The sequence below is a fragment of the Polaribacter sp. Z014 genome, from assembly GCF_023555435.1.
In the GTDB taxonomy this organism is placed as follows: Bacteria; Bacteroidota; Bacteroidia; order Flavobacteriales; family Flavobacteriaceae; genus Polaribacter.
The window spans coordinates 47,785-67,405 of record NZ_JALCZP010000007.1 but is presented as its reverse complement, the minus strand read 5'-3'; the positions used below and the strand labels follow the sequence as shown (position 1 = coordinate 67,405).

General features: G+C 29.6%; 18 protein-coding genes. 10 read left to right on the top strand and 8 right to left on the bottom strand.

The annotated features are described in order from the left end of the window. Window positions 1–20 precede the first annotated feature (20 nt). Window positions 21–434, top strand: a complete 414-nt coding sequence (locus MPF19_RS10425) for a thiol-disulfide oxidoreductase DCC family protein (protein WP_249988189.1) — start codon at window positions 21–23, stop codon at window positions 432–434. Between the two features lie 30 nt (window positions 435–464). After that, window positions 465–1,121: an HAD family hydrolase gene (locus tag MPF19_RS10420; protein ID WP_249988188.1), complete on the top strand. Its 657-nt coding sequence runs from the start codon at window positions 465–467 to the stop codon at window positions 1,119–1,121. A 114-nt stretch (window positions 1,122–1,235) separates the two neighbouring features. Here MPF19_RS10420 and MPF19_RS10415 read toward each other — a convergent pair whose 3' ends face one another. The 5 genes from MPF19_RS10415 to MPF19_RS10395 form a co-directional block, all read right to left on the bottom strand. Beyond that, the gene (locus tag MPF19_RS10415) at window positions 1,236–1,514 is read right to left on the bottom strand and encodes a hypothetical protein (protein WP_203392323.1); all 279 of its coding nucleotides are present in this window, start codon (window positions 1,512–1,514) and stop codon (window positions 1,236–1,238) included. Window positions 1,515–1,580: 66 nt separating this feature from the next. Next, on the bottom strand, window positions 1,581–2,549 hold the full coding sequence (locus MPF19_RS10410; protein WP_249988187.1) for a deoxyhypusine synthase family protein: 969 nt from the start codon (window positions 2,547–2,549) through the stop codon (window positions 1,581–1,583). Window positions 2,550–2,615: 66 nt separating this feature from the next. Further along, window positions 2,616–4,148, bottom strand: a complete 1,533-nt coding sequence (locus tag MPF19_RS10405; protein ID WP_203392321.1) for a bifunctional GNAT family N-acetyltransferase/carbon-nitrogen hydrolase family protein — start codon at window positions 4,146–4,148, stop codon at window positions 2,616–2,618. Between the two features lie 9 nt (window positions 4,149–4,157). Further along, entirely contained in the window at window positions 4,158–5,099 is a 942-nt protein-coding gene (gene speB / locus MPF19_RS10400) for an agmatinase (RefSeq protein ID WP_203392320.1), read from the bottom strand. Between the two features lie 50 nt (window positions 5,100–5,149). After that, complete coding sequence (locus MPF19_RS10395) at window positions 5,150–6,541, bottom strand: type III PLP-dependent enzyme domain-containing protein (RefSeq protein WP_203392319.1); 1,392 nt, start codon at window positions 6,539–6,541, stop codon at window positions 5,150–5,152. 937 nt (window positions 6,542–7,478) lie between these two features. Here MPF19_RS10395 and MPF19_RS10390 point away from each other — a divergent pair. Continuing rightward, on the top strand, window positions 7,479–8,207 hold the full coding sequence (locus tag MPF19_RS10390; RefSeq protein ID WP_249988186.1) for a hypothetical protein: 729 nt from the start codon (window positions 7,479–7,481) through the stop codon (window positions 8,205–8,207). Continuing rightward, window positions 8,192–9,022: a hypothetical protein gene (locus MPF19_RS10385; protein WP_249988185.1), complete on the top strand. Its 831-nt coding sequence runs from the start codon at window positions 8,192–8,194 to the stop codon at window positions 9,020–9,022. Before MPF19_RS10390 ends, MPF19_RS10385 begins: the two co-directional genes overlap by 16 nt. A gap of 224 nt (window positions 9,023–9,246) precedes the next feature. Here MPF19_RS10385 and MPF19_RS10380 read toward each other — a convergent pair whose 3' ends face one another. Beyond that, window positions 9,247–10,797, bottom strand: coding sequence for a DEAD/DEAH box helicase (locus tag MPF19_RS10380; protein ID WP_203392317.1), 1,551 nt, complete (start codon window positions 10,795–10,797; stop codon window positions 9,247–9,249). Between the two features lie 59 nt (window positions 10,798–10,856). Then, window positions 10,857–11,255, bottom strand: a complete 399-nt coding sequence (gene ytxJ / locus MPF19_RS10375) for a bacillithiol system redox-active protein YtxJ (RefSeq protein ID WP_249988184.1) — start codon at window positions 11,253–11,255, stop codon at window positions 10,857–10,859. A 204-nt stretch (window positions 11,256–11,459) separates the two neighbouring features. On the opposite strand from ytxJ, the gene clpB reads away from it, so the two are divergent. Then, window positions 11,460–14,069 (top strand): ATP-dependent chaperone ClpB, encoded by a 2,610-nt coding sequence (gene clpB, locus MPF19_RS10370; protein ID WP_249988183.1) that lies wholly within the window; start codon window positions 11,460–11,462, stop codon window positions 14,067–14,069. Between the two features lie 156 nt (window positions 14,070–14,225). Further along, window positions 14,226–14,723: a SixA phosphatase family protein gene (locus tag MPF19_RS10365; protein ID WP_249988182.1), complete on the top strand. Its 498-nt coding sequence runs from the start codon at window positions 14,226–14,228 to the stop codon at window positions 14,721–14,723. A gap of 186 nt (window positions 14,724–14,909) precedes the next feature. On the opposite strand, the gene MPF19_RS10360 is transcribed toward MPF19_RS10365, so the two are convergent. Next, window positions 14,910–15,656 (bottom strand): DUF6503 family protein, encoded by a 747-nt coding sequence (locus MPF19_RS10360; protein WP_249988181.1) that lies wholly within the window; start codon window positions 15,654–15,656, stop codon window positions 14,910–14,912. A gap of 102 nt (window positions 15,657–15,758) precedes the next feature. Here MPF19_RS10360 and smpB point away from each other — a divergent pair, with 102 nt between their 5' ends. The 4 genes from smpB (at window position 15,759) to MPF19_RS10340 (ending at window position 19,216) form a co-directional block, all read left to right on the top strand. Next, a complete protein-coding gene (smpB, locus tag MPF19_RS10355; protein ID WP_249988180.1) occupies window positions 15,759–16,226 on the top strand; it encodes an SsrA-binding protein SmpB in 468 nt (155 codons plus the stop codon). 38 nt (window positions 16,227–16,264) lie between these two features. Next, window positions 16,265–17,200 carry a geranylgeranylglycerol-phosphate geranylgeranyltransferase gene (locus MPF19_RS10350; RefSeq protein WP_249988179.1) on the top strand — a complete coding sequence of 312 codons (936 nt, stop codon included), beginning with the start codon at window positions 16,265–16,267 and terminating at the stop codon, window positions 17,198–17,200. Window positions 17,201–17,272: 72 nt separating this feature from the next. Next, complete coding sequence (locus MPF19_RS10345; protein ID WP_249988178.1) at window positions 17,273–17,863, top strand: Maf-like protein; 591 nt, start codon at window positions 17,273–17,275, stop codon at window positions 17,861–17,863. Between the two features lie 549 nt (window positions 17,864–18,412). Beyond that, window positions 18,413–19,216: a carboxypeptidase-like regulatory domain-containing protein gene (locus tag MPF19_RS10340; protein WP_249988177.1), complete on the top strand. Its 804-nt coding sequence runs from the start codon at window positions 18,413–18,415 to the stop codon at window positions 19,214–19,216. Window positions 19,217–19,621 lie beyond the last annotated feature (405 nt).

Sequence of the window (19,621 nt, the reverse complement as noted above, 5' to 3'; positions counted from 1 at the left end):
ACTTTTTTTGAAGTACTAGAATGATTGATTTACCCAAAGACAAAAAGATTATTTTATTTGATGGCGTTTGTAATTTGTGCAATACTTCTGTTTTAAAAGTAATTAAATACGACACAAAAAACACCTTTTTATTTACAGCCTTACAGTCTGATAAAGGTAAAGAAATCATCTGTCAATTAGGTATTGATGTTTCTAAAATTGACTCTATTATTTTATATGAACCTGGTGTTTCTTATGAAGTAAAATCTACAGCGGCTTTAAAAATAATGAGTGACTTTGGTGGAATTTGGAACCTGAGTAGAATCTTTTTATTCTTACCAGAAGGATTTAGAAATTATGTCTACGATTATATCGCTAAAAATCGCTACAAATGGTTTGGAAAAAAAGAAAACTGCATGATACCAACGCCCGAATTAAACAAGAAGTTTTTATAATAAAATAAAGAATAGAGAAAAATTATATATATGAAATTACCAAAAGAAATAAAATGTGTCATTTTTGACATGGATGGTGTAATTATAGATTCTGAAGAAATCCATAAAAAAGCGTATTACGAAACTTTTAATTCAATTGGAGTTACTGTTTCTGATGATTTATATAAAACCTTAACAGGTTCTTCTACTATAAATGCTTTTCAGAAATTAGTATCACATTTTAACTTAGATTTAGACCCAGAAGAATTGGTTTTAAATAAAAGAAAAAGGTATGTAAATTTCTTTGAAAACGATCCTACTTTGCACTTAGTAAAAGGTGTAGAAGAATTGATAAAACATTGTCATAAAAAAGGATTGACCTTAATTTTAGCGTCTTCTTCTGCGATGGTAAATATCGATAGAGTTTTTAATAGATTCGATTTAAACCAATATTTTACAGCTAAAATTAGTGGTGCAGATTTAACAGAATCGAAACCAAACCCAGAAATTTTTAATAAAGCAGCCATTTTAGGAAATACGCCTAAAGAAAATTGTATAGTTATCGAAGATTCTGATAACGGTGTTAAAGCCGCCAATGATGCAGGCATTTTTGTCTTTGGATATAAAAACCCTATGGCAGAAGATCAATCTTTAGAAAATGCAGATTTTATTGTCAATAATTTTAAAAGGTTACATAAACTACTCTAACCATTATTGATATTTACTTAATTAGGACTTAACTTTACAACTAACCTAAAACAAATCATAAGTAAAAAATAAAAATAGCTTGGAACAACTCCAAGCTATTTTATGTTTTACTACTTATATTTCATCTTCTAGATCATCAACATCTAAATCTTCATCCTCATCAAAAGAATCTTCATCTTCAGCATAGTCTTCCATTGTTTGCTCTAATTTAGAGCTAATTTTCACTAAATAGACAGTGTCTTCTGTTTTTACCTCTACTGCCTTTATAGTTTCTCCTTTTGCATTTTTAAACGAGATGATGTCTTCATAATCATATCCGTCAGGATATTTTTCTACCAACATATCTAATATGTCCGTAGTTAATTTTGCGTATTCTACGATTACTCTTTTCATTTTTTTATTTTTTATTATAAGTTATAAATAAGCAATTCAGCTTTTATAATAAAAGCATCTGCGATGCTACATTTCTAATAAATAAGCAAAAATTAATGGTGCTACAATCGTTGCATCACTTTCTATAATAAACTTTGGAGTGTCAATATCTAATTTACCCCAAGTAATTTTTTCGTTTGGCACAGCTCCAGAATACGAACCATAACTGGTTGTAGAATCTGAAATCTGACAGAAATAACTCCAAAATGGTGTTTCTGGTTTTTCCATATCTTGGTACAACATTGGCACCACACAAATAGGGAAATCTCCTGCAATCCCTCCTCCTATTTGAAAGAAACCAATTCCATTTTCAGAATTATTTGTATACCAATCTGCTAAAAAGGTCATGTATTCAATTCCTGATTTTACAGTGCTTGCTTTTAACTCTCCTTTTAAAACATAAGAAGCAAAAATATTACCCATGGTAGAATCTTCCCAACCCGGACAAATAATAGGTAGGTTTTTTTCTGCTGCTGCATACATCCAAGAATCTTTAATGTCTATTTCATAATATTGCTCCAAAACTCCAGATAACAATAATTTGTACATGTATTCATGAGGTAAAAAACGCTCTCCGTTAGCTTCTGCTTCTTTCCAAATTTTTACAATATGTTCTTGAATTCTTCTAAAAGCTTCTTCTTCTGGTATACAAGTATCAGTAACACGGTTTAGCCCTTTTTCAAGTAAATCCCACTCATCTTGAGGCGTTAAATCTCTATAATTAGGTACACGTTTATAGTGAGAATGTGCTACTAAATTCATAACATCTTCCTCTAAGTTTGCGCCTGTACAAGAAACAATTTGCACTTTATCTTGACGAATCATTTCTGCAAAAATCTTTCCTAATTCAGCAGTACTCATTGCTCCTGCTAAAGAAACTAACATTTTAGATCCTTTGTTTAATTGTGCTTCGTACCCTTTTGCAGCATCTACCAAAGCTGCAGCGTTAAAGTGTAAAAAATATTTTTCTATAAAATTTGTAATTGGTTTGCTCATTTTATTATTATTGTTCTCGATACAATTTTTCAGAAATTATATACCGAGATATTTGTTAATTTTTAATTATTTTTTTGGAAGTTTTCTAACTTCAAAAATGTCTTTTCTTCTGTCTTTTAAGTTCCGTACACTACCAAACTTATTTAAATCCTTTAATAAATCTAGATCTACATCCGCAATTAAAATCATTTCTGTATTTGTGGTTGCTTCTGCTTTTATTCCGTTTGCAGGAAAAGAAAAATCACAAGGTGTAAACACCATAGATTGCGCATATTGAATATCCATATTATTTACTTTAGGTAAATTCCCTACGCTACCTGCAATTGCCACATAACACTCGTTTTCTATAGCTCTTGCTTGCGCACAATACCGGACTCTAGAATACCCGTTTTGCGTATCCGTTAAAAACGGAACAAACAAAATATCCATACCTTCTTCTGCTAAAATTCTACTTAGTTCTGGAAACTCAGAATCATAACAAATTAGCACCCCTATTTTACCACAATCTGTATCAAATGTTTTTAGTTCGCTACCTCCTTGCATTCCCCAAACTTTTGCTTCATCTGGTGTTACATGCAATTTCTCATAACGATCTAAAGAACCATCTCTTTTACAGATATAACCTACATTATATAACAAACCTTCTCGCATTTCTGGCATACTACCCGTAATAATATTGATATTGTATGCTATTGCCAATTCAGAAAATTTTTGTACAATTTTTGGTGTAAACTTTGCCAATTCTCTAATCGCTTCCGACTCTGGTAAATGGTTATTATCAGCCATTAAAGGCGCATTAAAAAACTCTGGAAACAATGCAAAATCAGATCTGTAAGCTGCAACTGCATCTACAAAATATTCTGCTTGCTGCATTAATTCGTCCAAATCTTTATACAAACGCATTTGCCACTGAATTAATCCTAAACGCACTACTTTTTTCTTAGTTGCTGCTTTTTTAGACTTTTTCTCGTAATAAATATTATCCCATTCTAATAAAACAGCAAACTCTCCAGAATTTTTATCACCTTCTAAATATCCTTTTAAAATTTTTGAAGGGTGAAAATCATTCGAAATTTGAAAGTTTAAAACGGGGTCATGAATTTCTTTACGTTTTACTTTGGCAATGTATTCTTTAGGCGATAAAGTAGCTGCATATTTATGATAATTAGGAATTCGTCCTCCAAACGCTATTCCTCTTAAATTTTGTTTTTCAGCTAGTTCTTTTCTATAATCATACAACCTTCTACCTAAACGTAAACCTCTGTACTCTTTTTTTATAAAAACATCTATTCCGTATAAAACATCTCCATCTTCATCATGCGTATCAAAGGTATAATTACCCGTAATATCTTCATAGGTGTGATTATCATCAAAACTATCATAATCTAATTTAATGGATAACGCACAACCTGCTAAATCTCCATTAATTTTTATAACCGCCTGCCCTTCTGGAAATTTATCTATTAAAGATTTAATTTGATTTTCTCTCCAATAAGAATCTGGCATACTAGAATATGCTTCAATCATTGCTTGTTTTAACTGTTTATAATCAGTTAAAGTTAAATAATGAAGTTCGATATTTTCTATATTATGTATCATTTTATAAGACTAAAAATCGTCGTTCTCATCATCTTTAAACTTTGATAATTTGCTAAACGGATTTGCTTTCGTTTCTTCATTATCATAAGTATCATCATTAGAAGCAAACTTATAACTTAACATTTTGTAGAATAATTTTGCTGCTAAAAAATCTGATGATTTCTCATTGGCATTCGGACATAATTCTACCATATCAAAACCAACTACATTCTTTTGCGCGAAAACTTGTTTTAAGAATTCTAACGTTTCATAATAAAACAATCCACCTGGTTCTGGAGTTCCAGTAGAAGGCATAATCGAAGGATCTAAAGCGTCTAAATCAAACGTAATAAAAACGTTTTCTGTTAATTGATCTATTACATCTTCTACCCAATCTTCATTTACAGCCATATCATGTGCAAAGAAAACTTTATCTAAATTCATATTTCTTTTTTCAGAAATATCCATACTTCTAATACCAACTTGTACCAAATTAGTGTTTTGGTTTGCTTCATAAACAGCACAAGCGTGGTTGCATTTAGAACCGTCATATTCTTTTCTTAAATCTGCATGTGCATCAATATGTAAAACAGTTAAACTGTTAAAGCACTCGTTAAAAGCTCTAATGGTTCCAATAGAAACCGAATGCTCTCCACCAAAAACAGTTACAAACTTATTTCTGTTGATGTACTTTTTAGTAATTTGATGCACTTCTTCAACCATCGCTTCTGGTGAAGCGTTTTCTGTAACTGCATCTGCTAAATAAACACCTTCTTTATACACTTCAGAATCTGTTTCTATATCATACAATTCCATGTTTTCAGACGCTTCTAAAAAAGCTTGTGGCCCTTTATCAGCTCCTTTTTGCCATGTACTAGTTCCATCATAAGGAACAGGGATAATTACTATTTTTGACGTTGACAGGTTTCCAAACTCTTGTGAAATTCCTGCATATGTTTTATTTGTGTTCATTTTATTTTATTTTACAAAAGACCTATTCTCTTGCTGTGTTGTTTATTTTTTTAGTATCCTAAAATTGATAATAATTCGCTACTTTTTTGTTGTTCTTTAAACACTCTAGAAGTTAGGTTTCCTTCTTCGTCTCTATCTAAAATTAGATGCTTTGGATGCGGAATTAAGCAATGCTGTAAACCTCCAAAACCACCAATAGATTCTTGATAAGCACCTGTGTTAAAAAATCCTATATACAACGGATTGTCTTTTTCATAAACAGGTAAATAAATTCCGTTTATGTGTTGTTCAGAATTGTAATAATCATCGCTATCGCAGGTTAAACCACCTAATAAAACCCGTTCATACTGCTTGTTCCATTTGTTAATAGGCAACATCACAAAACGTTTATTAATTGCCCATGCATCTGGTAAAGTTGTTATAAATGAAGAGTTTATCATATTCCAACGCTCTCTGTCGTTTTGTTTTTTCTGATATAAAACTTGATAGATAGCAGCTCCAGATTCTCCAACCGTAAAACTTCCAAATTCTGTAAAAATATTTGGTACATCTACACCTGCTTCTTTACAAACTTCATTTATTTGATTGATAATTTCGTCAATCATGTATTCATAATCATAATCAAAAGCCAATGAGTTTTTTATAGGAAAACCACCACCAATATTTAAACAATCTAAAGTTGGGCATACTTTTTTTAGGTTGATATAAACGTTTAAACATTTCATCAACTCGTTCCAATAATAAGCATTGTCTTTAATACCTGTATTGATAAAAAAATGTAACATTTTTAAATCTACTTGCGTATTACTAGCAATTTCTCGCTCATAAAAAGCCACAATATTTTTGTAACCAATACCTAAGCGAGAAGTGTAAAACTCAAACTTTGGCTCTTCCTCAGAAGCAATTCTAATACCAACATTTATTTGTTTGTCAGTTTCATCTAATAAAAGATTAATCTCCTCGTAATTATCTATAATAGGTATTACATTTTTATGACCAGAATTTATTAAACCAGCAATATTTTTAATGTATTGATCGCGTTTAAATCCGTTACAAATAACATACGTATTGTCTTTTATTTTCCCTTCTTTTTTAAGGTTGTTTACAATATCTATATCAAAAGCAGAAGATGTTTCTATGTGGATATCATTTTTTAAAGCTTCATGTAAAATATGTTTAAAATGAGAACTTTTGGTACAGTAGCTATAAAAGTATTTCCCTTTATAGTCATGTTTTTCAATACTCTTTTGAAACCACCCCTTTGCCTTGTTGATGTTTTCTGAGATTTTTGGCAAATACGTAAATTTTAATGGAGAACCATATTGTTCTATTAATTCCATTAAGTTAATTCCGTGCCAAAACAATTTGTTATTTTCAGTTTTAAATTCTTCCTGTGGGAAATCGAACGTTTGCTCGATTAAATCTATGTATTTTGTGTTCACTTGTGTTTTTAAATTAATTGTATGATAAATCCGTCTGAACTAAAAAAATGAATCTTTTAGAATAGAAATTATAACCTTAAAAAAAAGGATGTTATCACTGTAATATTTGCAAGTAAACCACATGCAACTTTGAGAAAAGCTGCAATTCTTGAAGAATTGAAAATGGAGATACCTTAATTTTTTCGTTGCATTTCCAAAATGCGATATAACGATCATTCTCCGATAGAACGTTATTTCCGAAATAAGAAAAACTAAACATTTTACTTAAATAAGTTAAGCAAATGTATATTTTTTTTGAATATGAAAAACAAAAATCAAAAAAAAAAGAAATTATTTTTTCATTTAAACCACCCTTATAAACATTGGTCTTAGAGTTGTTTACATCAAAAAATAGTTTTTATTTTTATACAATAGTAAAAAAATATAAAAATAAAGTTGTCTAAAATCACCTTATAATGGTCAAAAGGATAAATTTAATTTACTTAAAAAAAACTAAATCATCTCCGCATAAATAAGCATTTACTAAAATAGCTTTTAAAACGTTTTCACTATTGTAAACACACATTTTTACACGGTATATAATCAATTTATTGTAAACTCTTTTTATTTAATTGTTTTGTATATTCTTTTTCTACAGAAACAGATCCTCTATAGTTTTTAACATCCGAAAGAAAACTAATAAAACAATATAGAATACTTTTAAGATAATATAGAACACATTTAAGATAATATTCTATAAAAATGTGGTTACATGTTGTATTTAATTTGTGGTTTTAAAAGTGAATAACTTAATATATAAAAAGACTTAAGCTTATTTTAATTAAGTTTCTTTCGTTTTATTTAGTTCCTTTTAAGTATAAAATTTTAAAGAAATACTAGTAAAATTCTTTATAATTGAAAAATAACTAATATTAATTTTAACTAAAAACAATTAAAAATGATGACTACACCCTTAAGAAAAATTAGTTTATTATTAACAGTAGCTTTAGCTTTTAGTTGTTCTGATGAGATAGAGCAAGAACTAGAGTCTAACGTATCTTCTGATACAAAAACAGAAATAGCGCAAGAACGACGTTCCGGATCCGCCTACGATTCTTCAAGCTATTTTAACAAACCCACAGGGCTGCCAGTAAAAAACTTTACAGGTACTACAAGTTCACAATTACAAACCCTAATTAACAACAATCAAACAAATGGTGCTATTATTAATATTCCTAAAAAAACGTATAATTGGAGTGAGATAACTTTAAAATCTAAAATACAATTAGAAATAGAAAAAGGTACTACAATTAAACCTTTAAACAATAATGTTAAACGAATTTTTAGTATTGGTACTTCTGGTAATGGAGCTAGAGTAACAGATGTAAGTATTGTTGGTGTTGGAGGTAAATTTACCATAGACTTATCTGCAAATGCAAATTTAAACAAGAATATTGCAGCTATAAAAATGGGACGTGTATCTAATTTTAAAATTTCTAATTTTAATATAAAAGATAGAAGAACCTCTTTAGCCTCTATCTTATTAAACTATATTAAGTCTAATTCAGATAATGAGCCTTTTCCTAAAGATGGCGTTATCGAAAAAATTAACCAAACAGGTATTTCTCATACTGGTTATGGTTTAATACAAGGTTATTCTGCAAAAATGTTTTGTTTAAAACCTTAAACTGCAAAGGTGGTGTTACTCTTAGATTTGAAACGGATGATAAAACAATGAAAGATGCTGTTAAAGGTGGCGGAAAAGCATATGGACTTAGTAATATTTATGCAGACGGAATTAAATGTACTTCAGGAATATGCCCTATAATGCTTTCTCCTCACTTTACACAAAATGGAAAAATAAATGCAAAAAATATTACAGCTACAGGATGTGCTTTTGCAGTTAGAGTAGAACATGGTTTTGTAGAAGTATTTGATACAAATAAAACGTATGCTTTAACTACTAGTGGAGGAAATCAATTTAAGAACTTTATAGCAGGTAAAATTACAGGAACCGGAAGTAATAATAAATTTGTAGGTGTACAATACAAAAGAGCTAACGGTACTCAATGGGCTATAAGATTGTCTGATGCGGCTGTTAATGGTAATTTACAAACCTATATAACAGATCAAATTGGTAGTTTAAAAAACGGAAAGTTTTCTAACTCTACTTTTACAGGTGTAACTGCTATATATAAGCCTACCAATGCGAAATTAAAGCAATCGTTTTTACCATTTATTCCTTGTGCAGAATGGAACACAAAAGTTAAAAGACCAACTGATATAGCAATGCCTAATGGTTTCGAATATTATGGTCCTTCTATGGGATTAAGATCTGATAATACTGACGGAAGCACGTCTAACGGTAACTATGTAATTACAGTAAACGGTAGCGCTACAGGTTTTGGATCTAACCAAAGAAATATATTACACAACACTCCAGAAGCTTGTACTGGTAATGCATATGGAGCAATACCAACAACAACTACTCCTGGTTTATAAATTATAGACTACAACATAAATACAAAAACCCCGATAGTTATAAAGCTATCTGGGTTTTTATGATGGTTATTTTAGTATTTACTACTTATTAACCAAATCATTTTTAAAAACCGTAAAACAATAAGTATATTTAATCTTTCAATCTCATAATAAGCAAAAAAACTACTTCAGTAATAAGCAAAAAAAAAGCTTGAATAATATTCAAGCTTTTTTTGTTTTATATTTTATTCTTCAATTGGCGGATGACCATGAATTTCTTCGTAATCTTCATCAAAATTAGTTCTTAAATAAGCATTTAATTTCTTTCTATAATCATCTTTTAACCAGGTTACAAAATTGTGTGTACTTTTAGAGATACATTTTGCATATCTATTAATTCTATCATCAATTTCTTCACCTAATAATTTTGCTAAAATTAATGCATCAAAAACATCTTCACTATTTTCTATACACATTTTTGCATGATGCACAATAGATTTCTCTAACACCCTTTTAGAAGATTCTCCTTGTCTAATAGTATCTATATATACTTTTTTCATGTCGAAATAAGTATCTGTAGATTTTTCAAATTCTTTTTTTACATCCGCAGTTAACTCATATCTAAAAGTACTTTCTATATCTTCATCAGAAAGAATTGCATTTAAATAATAGTCTGGTGCTCTAAACATTTTTTCCCAATCTAAATCTGCTCCCCAAGGACCAAATCTATGAAAGTTGTTACCTAAATCGATAACATCAAAAGTACTTTTATTGTTTAAAACCCTAGAACCACGACCAATCATTTGGTAATATAAAGTCAACGATTTTGTTGCTCTGTTTAATATAATTGCTTCAATGGTTGGCTCATCAAAACCAGTTGTTAAAATACTTACAGAAGTAATAATTGCTCCCGGAGTTTTCTTAAACCATTTTAAAATAAGCTCTCGTTCTGCTCTTGTATTGGTATTGTCTAAATGCGCAATTGGGTATCCCGCTTTTTTAAACGCGTGATATACTTGTATAGAGGTGTTAATACCGTTATTAAATATTAAAGTTTTCTTTCCTTTTGCAGTTTCTTCGTATGCAGAAACCAATTTAGAAAGCATGTCTGAATTGGTATATAAATCTTCAGAAGACTTTACCGTATAATCTCCATTTGCTCCTACTTCTAATGATGTTAAACCAACATTATAAGAATATAAGTTTGCGCTTGCTAAGTATTCATGATCAATTAAATGCTGAATTGTTTCTCCAACAAATAGCTCTTGATAATTCTCATACATTGGCAACTTAATGTTAGAACTTAAAGGAGTTGCTGTTACACCAAGGATAAAAGATTCATCGAAAAATTTAAATATTTTTGTAAAAGAATTGTAATGCGCCTCATCCACAATTACCAAACCTATATCAGAAATATCTAGCTTGTCATCATTCAACCTATTTTTTAAGGTCTCCACCATGGCTACAAAACAATTAAAATCGTCTTGATCATCTAAAACAGCTGTAGAGTTAATGATTTTGTTAGAAACACCAAATTCTTTTAACATCTTAGATGTTTGCTTACTCAACTCAATTCTGTGCGTTAAGACTAAAACTTTCTTTTTAAAAGTCTCTAAATAACGTCTTACAATTTCAGAAAAAATTACAGTTTTCCCTCCTCCTGTAGGTAATTGATATAATAAATGGTAATCTTTGGGTGCATCTTTAAATCTTCTAAAAATCTCTTGAAGTGCATCTTGTTGATATCCGTATAATTCTTTACCTACTTTCTTTACTGAACTGTCTATTTCTGCCAAAGGAATATGAATTTAGGCTACAAAAATAAGACTTAAATAAGGTTTAATGCAAGTTTATGCTATATAAATCTCGATAAATTTGTAATTGTGATGTCATAATGTGATACATTCTCTATAGAAACACCATTTCTAACCACAATTAGTTGAGGAGATTGATGCATTACTTGAAACGTATAACCTACTTCATCAGAAATACCTCTGTAATTTAATAAATCTAAATAATAGACTTTTAAATTTTGATGTTCTTCTGTAAAAAGTTTTTCAAATTGCTTAATTACCATACTACTAATTCCACATCTAGTAGAATGCTTAAAAATTAAAACAGCTTCTGTTTTAGATTGATTTTTAATTTCTTCTAACTGACCTATATCAGTTAAAGGAATCCAATTTATTTTTAAATTTGATTGAGAAGTTGCTTTATCTTCTTTTCCACCAAAAAGACCACTAAATATACCCATTCTATGTTTTCTATTGTTTGTTTTGGCAAATATAAGAAACTTTAAAGTGTCAAATAGTCAGTTAACAAACGATTAATACCGACAATTTGACTCTTTTTAAGAAAGATATCGTGTTGGTATTGTAATTGCTTTTTGTTGAATGAAAATAAGAATTTAATCATACTAAGGAGCTTGCTTTCTAGTAAAAAAAATAAAATTTAGAAAATGAACTTTAACAATTATACCACAAAATCGCAAGAGACCATACAAATGGCGCAACAGATTGCGCAAGGTTTTGGTCATAATCAAATTGAAAATGAGCACATTTTTAAAGCTTTAACACAAGTAGATGAAAATGTTTTACCTTTTCTTTTGAAAAAATTGAACATCAATATAAATATTGTAACCCAAATTTTAGACAAGCAACTAGAAAGTTTACCTAAAGTTTCTGGTGCAGAATTAATGCTTTCTAGAGAAGCTAGCAAAACCCTAACAGAAGCAGCAGTTATTGCTAAAAAAATGAAAGATGATTATGTTTCTATAGAGCATTTAATTCTAGCTATTTTTAAGTCTAAAAGCAATATAGCACAGGTTTTAAAAGACCAAGGTGTAACAGAAAAGCATTTACAAGCAGCCATTGATGAATTGAGAAAAGGTGAAAACGTAACTTCTCAAAGTCAAGAAGAAACTTATAATTCTTTAAACAAATTTGCTAAAAATTTAAATCAATTAGCACAAGATGGCAAGTTAGATCCTGTAATTGGTAGAGATGAAGAAATTCGTAGATTATTACAGATTTTATCTCGTAGAACCAAAAACAATCCAATTTTAGTTGGGGAACCTGGAACTGGTAAAACAGCGATTGCAGAAGGTTTAGCACACAGAATTGTAGATGGTGATGTACCAGAAAACCTAAAAGGAAAACTTATTTTTTCTTTAGATATGGGTGCATTAATTGCAGGAGCAAAATATAAAGGTGAATTTGAAGAACGTTTAAAATCAGTAATTAAAGAAGTAACAAGTGCCGATGGAGATATTGTACTTTTTATTGATGAAATTCACACGTTAGTAGGCGCCGGTGGTGGAAATGGAGCCATGGATGCTGCAAATATTTTAAAACCAGCTTTAGCGCGTGGAGAGTTGCGTGCAATTGGTGCAACTACGTTGGATGAATATCAGAAATACTTTGAAAAAGACAAAGCATTAGAAAGACGTTTTCAAAAAGTACAGGTAAATGAACCAGATACGGAAAGTGCTATTTCTATTTTAAGAGGTATTAAAGATAAATATGAAACACACCATAAAGTACGTATTAAAGATGAAGCGATTATTGGTGCTGTAGAATTATCGCAACGTTATATTACCAATCGATTTTTACCCGATAAAGCGATTGATTTAATGGATGAAGCCATGGCAAAATTGCGTATGGAAATCAATTCTAAACCAGAAGACTTAGATGTTTTAGACAGAAAAGTGATGCAGTTAGAAATTGAAATTGAAGCCATTAAACGTGAAAAAGACGAAACCAAGTTAAAATCTTTACGTTCTGATTTAGCAAACCTAAAAGAAGAACGCAATGAAATGAATGCAAAGTGGAAATCTGAAAAAGAGGTTGTAGATAATATTCAGAATGCAAAAGCTACCATAGAAGATTTAAAAATGGAAGCGGAAAGAGCAGAACGTGATGGAGATTACGGTAAAGTTGCCGAAATTAGATACGGGAAAATGCAAAAAGCCCAAGAAGATTTAGAAGTTTTCCAAAAAGTTTTGTCTGAAAATCAATCTGAAAAATCTTTAATAAAAGAAGAAGTAACCTATGATGATATTGCAGAAGTAGTTGCTAAATGGACAGGTGTTCCGGTAACAAAAATGATACAGTCTGAGCGTGAAAAATTGTTACGATTAGAAGGTCAATTACATAAAAGAGTGGTTGGGCAAGAAGAAGCAATTATTGCGGTTTCTGATGCTGTTAGACGTTCTAGAGCTGGTTTGCAAAATCCGAACAAACCTATTGGTAGTTTCTTGTTTTTAGGAACCACCGGAGTTGGTAAAACTGAGTTAGCAAAAGCCTTGGCAGAATATCTATTTGATGATGAAAATGCCATGACGCGTATTGATATGAGTGAATATCAAGAAAAACATTCTGTAAGTAGATTGGTAGGAGCGCCTCCGGGATATGTTGGGTATGATGAAGGTGGTCAATTAACAGAAGCTGTTAGAAGAAGACCATATTCTGTAGTGCTTTTAGATGAAATTGAAAAAGCGCATCCAGATACTTTTAATGTATTGTTGCAAGTTTTAGACGAAGGTAGATTAACGGACAATAAAGGACGTGTAGCTGATTTTAAAAACACGATTATAATTATGACCTCTAACATGGGAAGTCATATAATTCAAGAGAAATTTAGCGATCCAAAAGCAGATTTAGACGCCGTAACTGAGTTGGCAAAAATTGAAGTTTTAGCGTTGTTAAAACAATCTGTAAGACCAGAGTTTTTAAACAGAATAGATGATGTAATTATGTTTACCCCTTTAAACAAGGAAAACATATTTGAAATTGTAAAATTACAAATAGATCATTTAAAGAAAATGATTGGTAAACAAGAAATTACGTTAGACGCAACCGATGAAGCTATTACATATTTGGCTGAAAAAGGATATCAGCCAGAATTTGGAGCAAGACCTGTAAAAAGAGTTATTCAGAAAGAGGTATTGAACCAGCTTTCTAAAGAAATTTTATCAGGAAAAATAACCACAGATAGTATTATTTTAATTGATGCTTTTGATGATCAGTTGGTGTTTAGAAATCAGTCTGATATGGTTGAGAATACATAATTTTTGTCATGCTGAATTTATTTCAGCATCTAAAAGCAAGAACCTGAAGCAAGTTCAGATTGATAACGAATAATTTTAGGTCATTTAAAAAAAGCGGTGTTTTAAAAAACACCGCTTTTTCTTTTTTAATTATATTCGTTTTTCAAATCTACTCTTATGAAAAAGTTTTTATTCCTTTTTGTTTTTGCTCTTAGCCTCTTTTGTTCTTGTTCTTCAGATGAAACAACCACCTATTATTTAATTCGTCATGCAGAAAAAGACAGAACAGACAAAACAAATAGAAATCCGGATTTGAATAAAAACGGACAAGAAAGAGCAAATAAATGGGCAGATCGTTTTAAAAGCGTAAACTTTGATGCTATATATTCTACCAATTACAACAGAACCTTACAAACAGCAACACCTACTGCTAAAAGTAAAAATTTAGAAATATTAAAGTACAATCCTAATAAAATGTACGATTCTATTTTTCAGCAAGAAACAAAAGGAAAAACGGTTTTAGTGGTTGGACATAGCAATACTACTCCTTCTTTTGTAAACAAAATAATAGAAGAAAAAAAGTATGAAGATATAGACGATCATAACAATGCTAATCTATACATTGTTACCATTTTGGGTGATAAAAAAACAAGTGTTTTAGAAACTGTAGAATAACCTTTTTTAAATTTGAAAAAACGATTAAATGCAACTAGTTAACAAACACACTTAGCCCTGATTACAACATTTGTTTGAGCTCTTTTTTATTCTTTTTCTGAATAAAAAAAGCGAGTGACTTTCGACTGCGCTCAAGATAAACTCCTAGGAGGAAATCGCTTCAAAAAAAAAGTAAGACTATTTAGATTACTCTAAAATCTGTACTTCAATATTTTCTAAATTAATTTCCGACAATTTTTTAAGCTCATTTTTTTCAAAAGCTTTATCAATATCAGTTAAAGAAATTTCTTTGTTTAAAGGCTTATAATTATCATAATTCACAAAACGAATTCCGTTTTTTAAGACTTCTTTGTTTATCGCTCTAAAACGTTTTCCTCCATCATTTGTGTGGTAAGAATATGCTAAATAATCAACTAAAAAATCTTGTTTACCTATCCAATAAATAAAAACATCTTCAAAGTCTTCTCCTCCTCCATTTTCAGAGAAAGTAACTTGTACTTTATAATATTCTTTTCCTTTTACAGTTGCTGATGGCAATAACTTTTTTATAACCGCTTTATCATTTAAACCAAATGGTAAAACAGAAAAATAATGAACAGAATTTACTGAATTGGATAAAATATTAGAGATTGAATCGTTTACTTGATATGGAACCCCATTCACTAATCTTCTAAATCCGTCATTACTTAAAATATCAGAAATAAATCCTAATTTTTCATCTTTATACTTTCTTGTAAGCTTAAAACTTCCATTAGGTTTTCTATTTGCAATATATTTTTTGTCTCTAAATTCAAAATTAATTTCGGAATTACCTACTTTATCTGACCCTGATGAAATAATAGCTTTATCTATAACTTGTTGTGCAGTCAACTTGTTTTCAGAAGGTTTACAAGAAATTAAAAAAGCTAAAAAAAGAATTGGTAAATATTTCATGGGTTGTTGTTTTATTGGGTGGATAATAGATTTCAAAATTACATTTCTTTGACCAAAGTAAAAATGTATCTTTGTTAAAATTATTTAAATTAAAATCAGTCAATGGCTGTTCAGAAAAACATAAACATAAAAAACAAAAAAGCTCGTTTCGAATTTGAAATTCTAGACAAATACGTGGCTGGAATTCAATTAACCGGAACAGAAATAAAATCTATTCGTCTAAGTCAGGCTAGAATTACAGAGAGTTTTTGTGAGTTTAATGACGGTGGAGAATTGTTTATTGTAAATATGTATATTCAAGAATACATGTTTGGTCATCACTTTAACCACAAACCAAAAAGTGAGCGCAGATTATTAATGAATAAACGCGAATTACGTTCTTTAAGAAAAGACGTTGAAGCTAAAGGAAATACTATTGTTCCGTTACGTTTGTTTATTAATGATAAAGGTTTTGCTAAGTTAGAAATTGCTTTAGCCAAAGGAAAACAAACGCATGATAAACGTGAAGTTCTTAAAGATAGAGACAACAAACGAGATTTAGCACGAATAAAAAAGAGTTTTAACGGATAATGGATTTTTTAAAGCTAATTCGTTATAAAAACCTTTTTATGGTTTTATTGACAATGGTTTTAACCAAATACGCGTTGATAAATTCTATTTTCTTTAGTCACATTAGTATAAAAAACTACACTTTAATTCACACCAAATATTTAGGAATTACTTTAACGCATTATCAATTTACACTACTTGCATTTAGCATTTTATTGATTACCGCTGGCGGATATATTATTAACGATATTTTTGATATTGATGCTGATAAAATAAACAAGCCTTTAAAGGTTATTATAGGAGCGTCTATTTCTAAAAAGAAAGCCTGGATTCTTTACTATGCTTCGAGTATTTTAGGTTTACTTTTAGGGAGTTATGTATCTTTTACAACAGAAAACAGTGCATACAGTTTCTTTTTTCTAGGGACTATTTTATCGCTTTTTTTTTATTCTAAATACTTAAAAAAAACACTACTTATTGGCAATCTAATAGTTTCTGTACTATTAGGTTTAGTGATATTTATAACAGTATTATTTAATGAACCTAAAGCAAATAGTAGTAATCTTCTAGAAGTATTTAGCAACCTTGGCACAGGCCTTCGATTACTTTTAATAATGATTACTTACATCGTTTTCTCTATATTAACCAATCTTATTAGAGAAATCATAAAAGATATCGAAGATATAAATGGAGATTTAAAAATAAAAGCAAAGACTTTACCTATTCTATTCGGAAGAAAAAGAGCTTCTAAAGTCGCTTTTTTCTTTAGTGCCGTTTTATTGGTGTTTTTATTGATTGTACTTCAATCATTAACGAACGAGTTTGTTCTTTTAATTTACGGAATTGTATGTATTCTACTTCCACTACTCTATTTTATGTATAAATTATGGATAGCAGAAACAAAAAAAGAATTTTCTAAACTAAGTACCTTAATGAAGATAATTATGCTTTTTGGTATTGTATCAATGCTTTTATTTAGATTCATAGACTCATAAATTAAAGGAATTTTAGAAAGTAACTTTAAATACAATTACACAAATACGCAGTTCAACAATTACACAATTTATATGTTAAGAGAAAAATTAAAAGAACACAACGTAATATTAGCTTCAAAATCTCCAAGAAGGCAACAATTCTTTAAAGACTTAGATATTAATTTTACAATTCAATTGAAAGAAGTAGAAGAAATATATCCACCAGAATTAAAAGGAACGGCAATAACAGATTTCTTAGCTGATTTAAAATCGAAAGCATTTGTTAATTTAGCAGACAATGATTTGTTAATTACCTCTGATACCATCGTTTGGTTAGATGAAGAAGCCTTAGGAAAACCAAAGGATGAAGAAGATGCCTTTAATATGTTACGGGCCCTATCTGGAAAAAAACACGAAGTAATCACCTCAATTAGTATAAAGAGCAACCATTTTCAAAAAATATTTAATGATATAACTACGGTTACATTTAAAGAACTATCTGACGAAGAAATAAATTACTACATTAAAAACTACCAACCTTTTGATAAAGCTGGAGCTTATGGAATTCAAGAATGGATTGGCTTTATAGCCATTGAGAACCTAGAAGGCAGCTATTTTAATGTTGTAGGTTTACCGGTTCAGAAACTCTATAAAGAGTTAATGAGTTTAAAACCTCAAACCTAAATAGACTGCTTTACAAAAGTGTAAAAACCTCAATACAAAACATATGCATTACTTAAAAACTAGGTGCTACTAAAAAAAACACCAAATTATGATTGTAAAAGATAATTTACCACACAATCTCATTAAACCTATTGTTTTCAGACACTTATAAACAAACTACTTTTGCACCCGCAAATTAAATCATTTATGAAAACAAGTAATCAAAAAATAAAAAGCAAAGTTGGAGTTCCAGCAAAAAATTTAAGTAACACAATTTCTACAGTCTGGAATTTAAAAAGACGATACAGATAATTAAAAACACATAAATATTAAAAAACAAGCTCTTTTCTATGAAAAGAGCTTGTTTTTTTTGCAATACTTAAATACAAAAACTTCCATTATGTATTAAAAACACTTCTAGGTTGACTAATTTCTTAGTATCTTTATAAAACTGACTGTAAAAGAAAATAAATAGTTAATACTATACCTATTTGGCAATCTATTTTAAAAAACAATATGGTTTTACAAAAAATTAACCTTTCTAAAAGCATTTATTCCTATTATTGCAGAATGCAAAGACTATTATATATTTTGTGCTTATTCGCTTCTTTAAGCACATTCTCTCAGAACGACTCCATTCGTGTTAAAACTTTAAAAGGGCAAATTATACATGCCGAAACTAAAAAAGCTTTAAGCGCTGCTCATATATTAAATTTAAACAGCGTACAAGGTACAATTACAAACGATAGAGGTTTTTTTGAAATACATACAAAAGCGAATGACACCATTCTAGTTTCGTATTTAGGATACGCATCAATAAAGCTAAAAATTACAAACGATTTATTAAAAGGAAACGAATTATTAATTGCGCTATATGAAAAACCAGAAGAAGTTAGAGAAGTTGTTATTAAATCTACCCAATTAATTGGTGTTTTAGAAATTGATGTAAAACAAGTGCCTAAAGATCGATTTACAAGAATTAAAATTAACGGATTACCACAAACTTATGAAGTTGGTAAACCTAAAGGAAAAGACTTCTCCTCTCCTATTGCTGCTTTATTTCAACCCGTTGATTTCTTATACAATCTCTTCGGAAAAAAACCGAAGCAATTAAAAAAATTACAAAAACTAAAGAAAGAAGATAATTTACGTAAAATGTTATCTGGTAAATTTGACAGGGAAGTAATGATGGAATACCTGCAAATGGACAGACAAGAACTTACAGAACTCTTAACAGACTGTAATTACTCTGAATATTTTATTAAAAAAGCTTCAGATTTACAAATGATAGAAGCGGTATTAGATTGTTATGAAAACTACAAAGCACTAAAAAAAGGAAAGATTGAGCGAGATAAAATTCCTGTAAAGGATTAATATTAAAAACATTCAATTAAAGAACCTAACCGTAATAGCTTGGTCATATTAAAGAAAACCTTGAGGCATTGCTTCAAGGTTTTTTAATTGAAAAAAGCCGAAAACAATATTGCTTTCGGCTCTAATCAACTATTAAAAACTAACTAAATACTAAACTAAATATAGTTATACTATATTTATAAGTATACGCTCTATTTCTTTATAAGCACCTTTTAAATGCACTTATTATTACTACCTATTTTATTTTTCAAGTATAAACTACATCTGTAAGACTTAGAAAAGACATAAAAGTTACATGCTAAAATTGACTTTAACAGAACTTTAAGATTTTTAAAAATGATAAAAAAAAATCCAGCTTCCGCTGGATTTTTTAATAATATCATAAACTATCTTATGTTACATTTT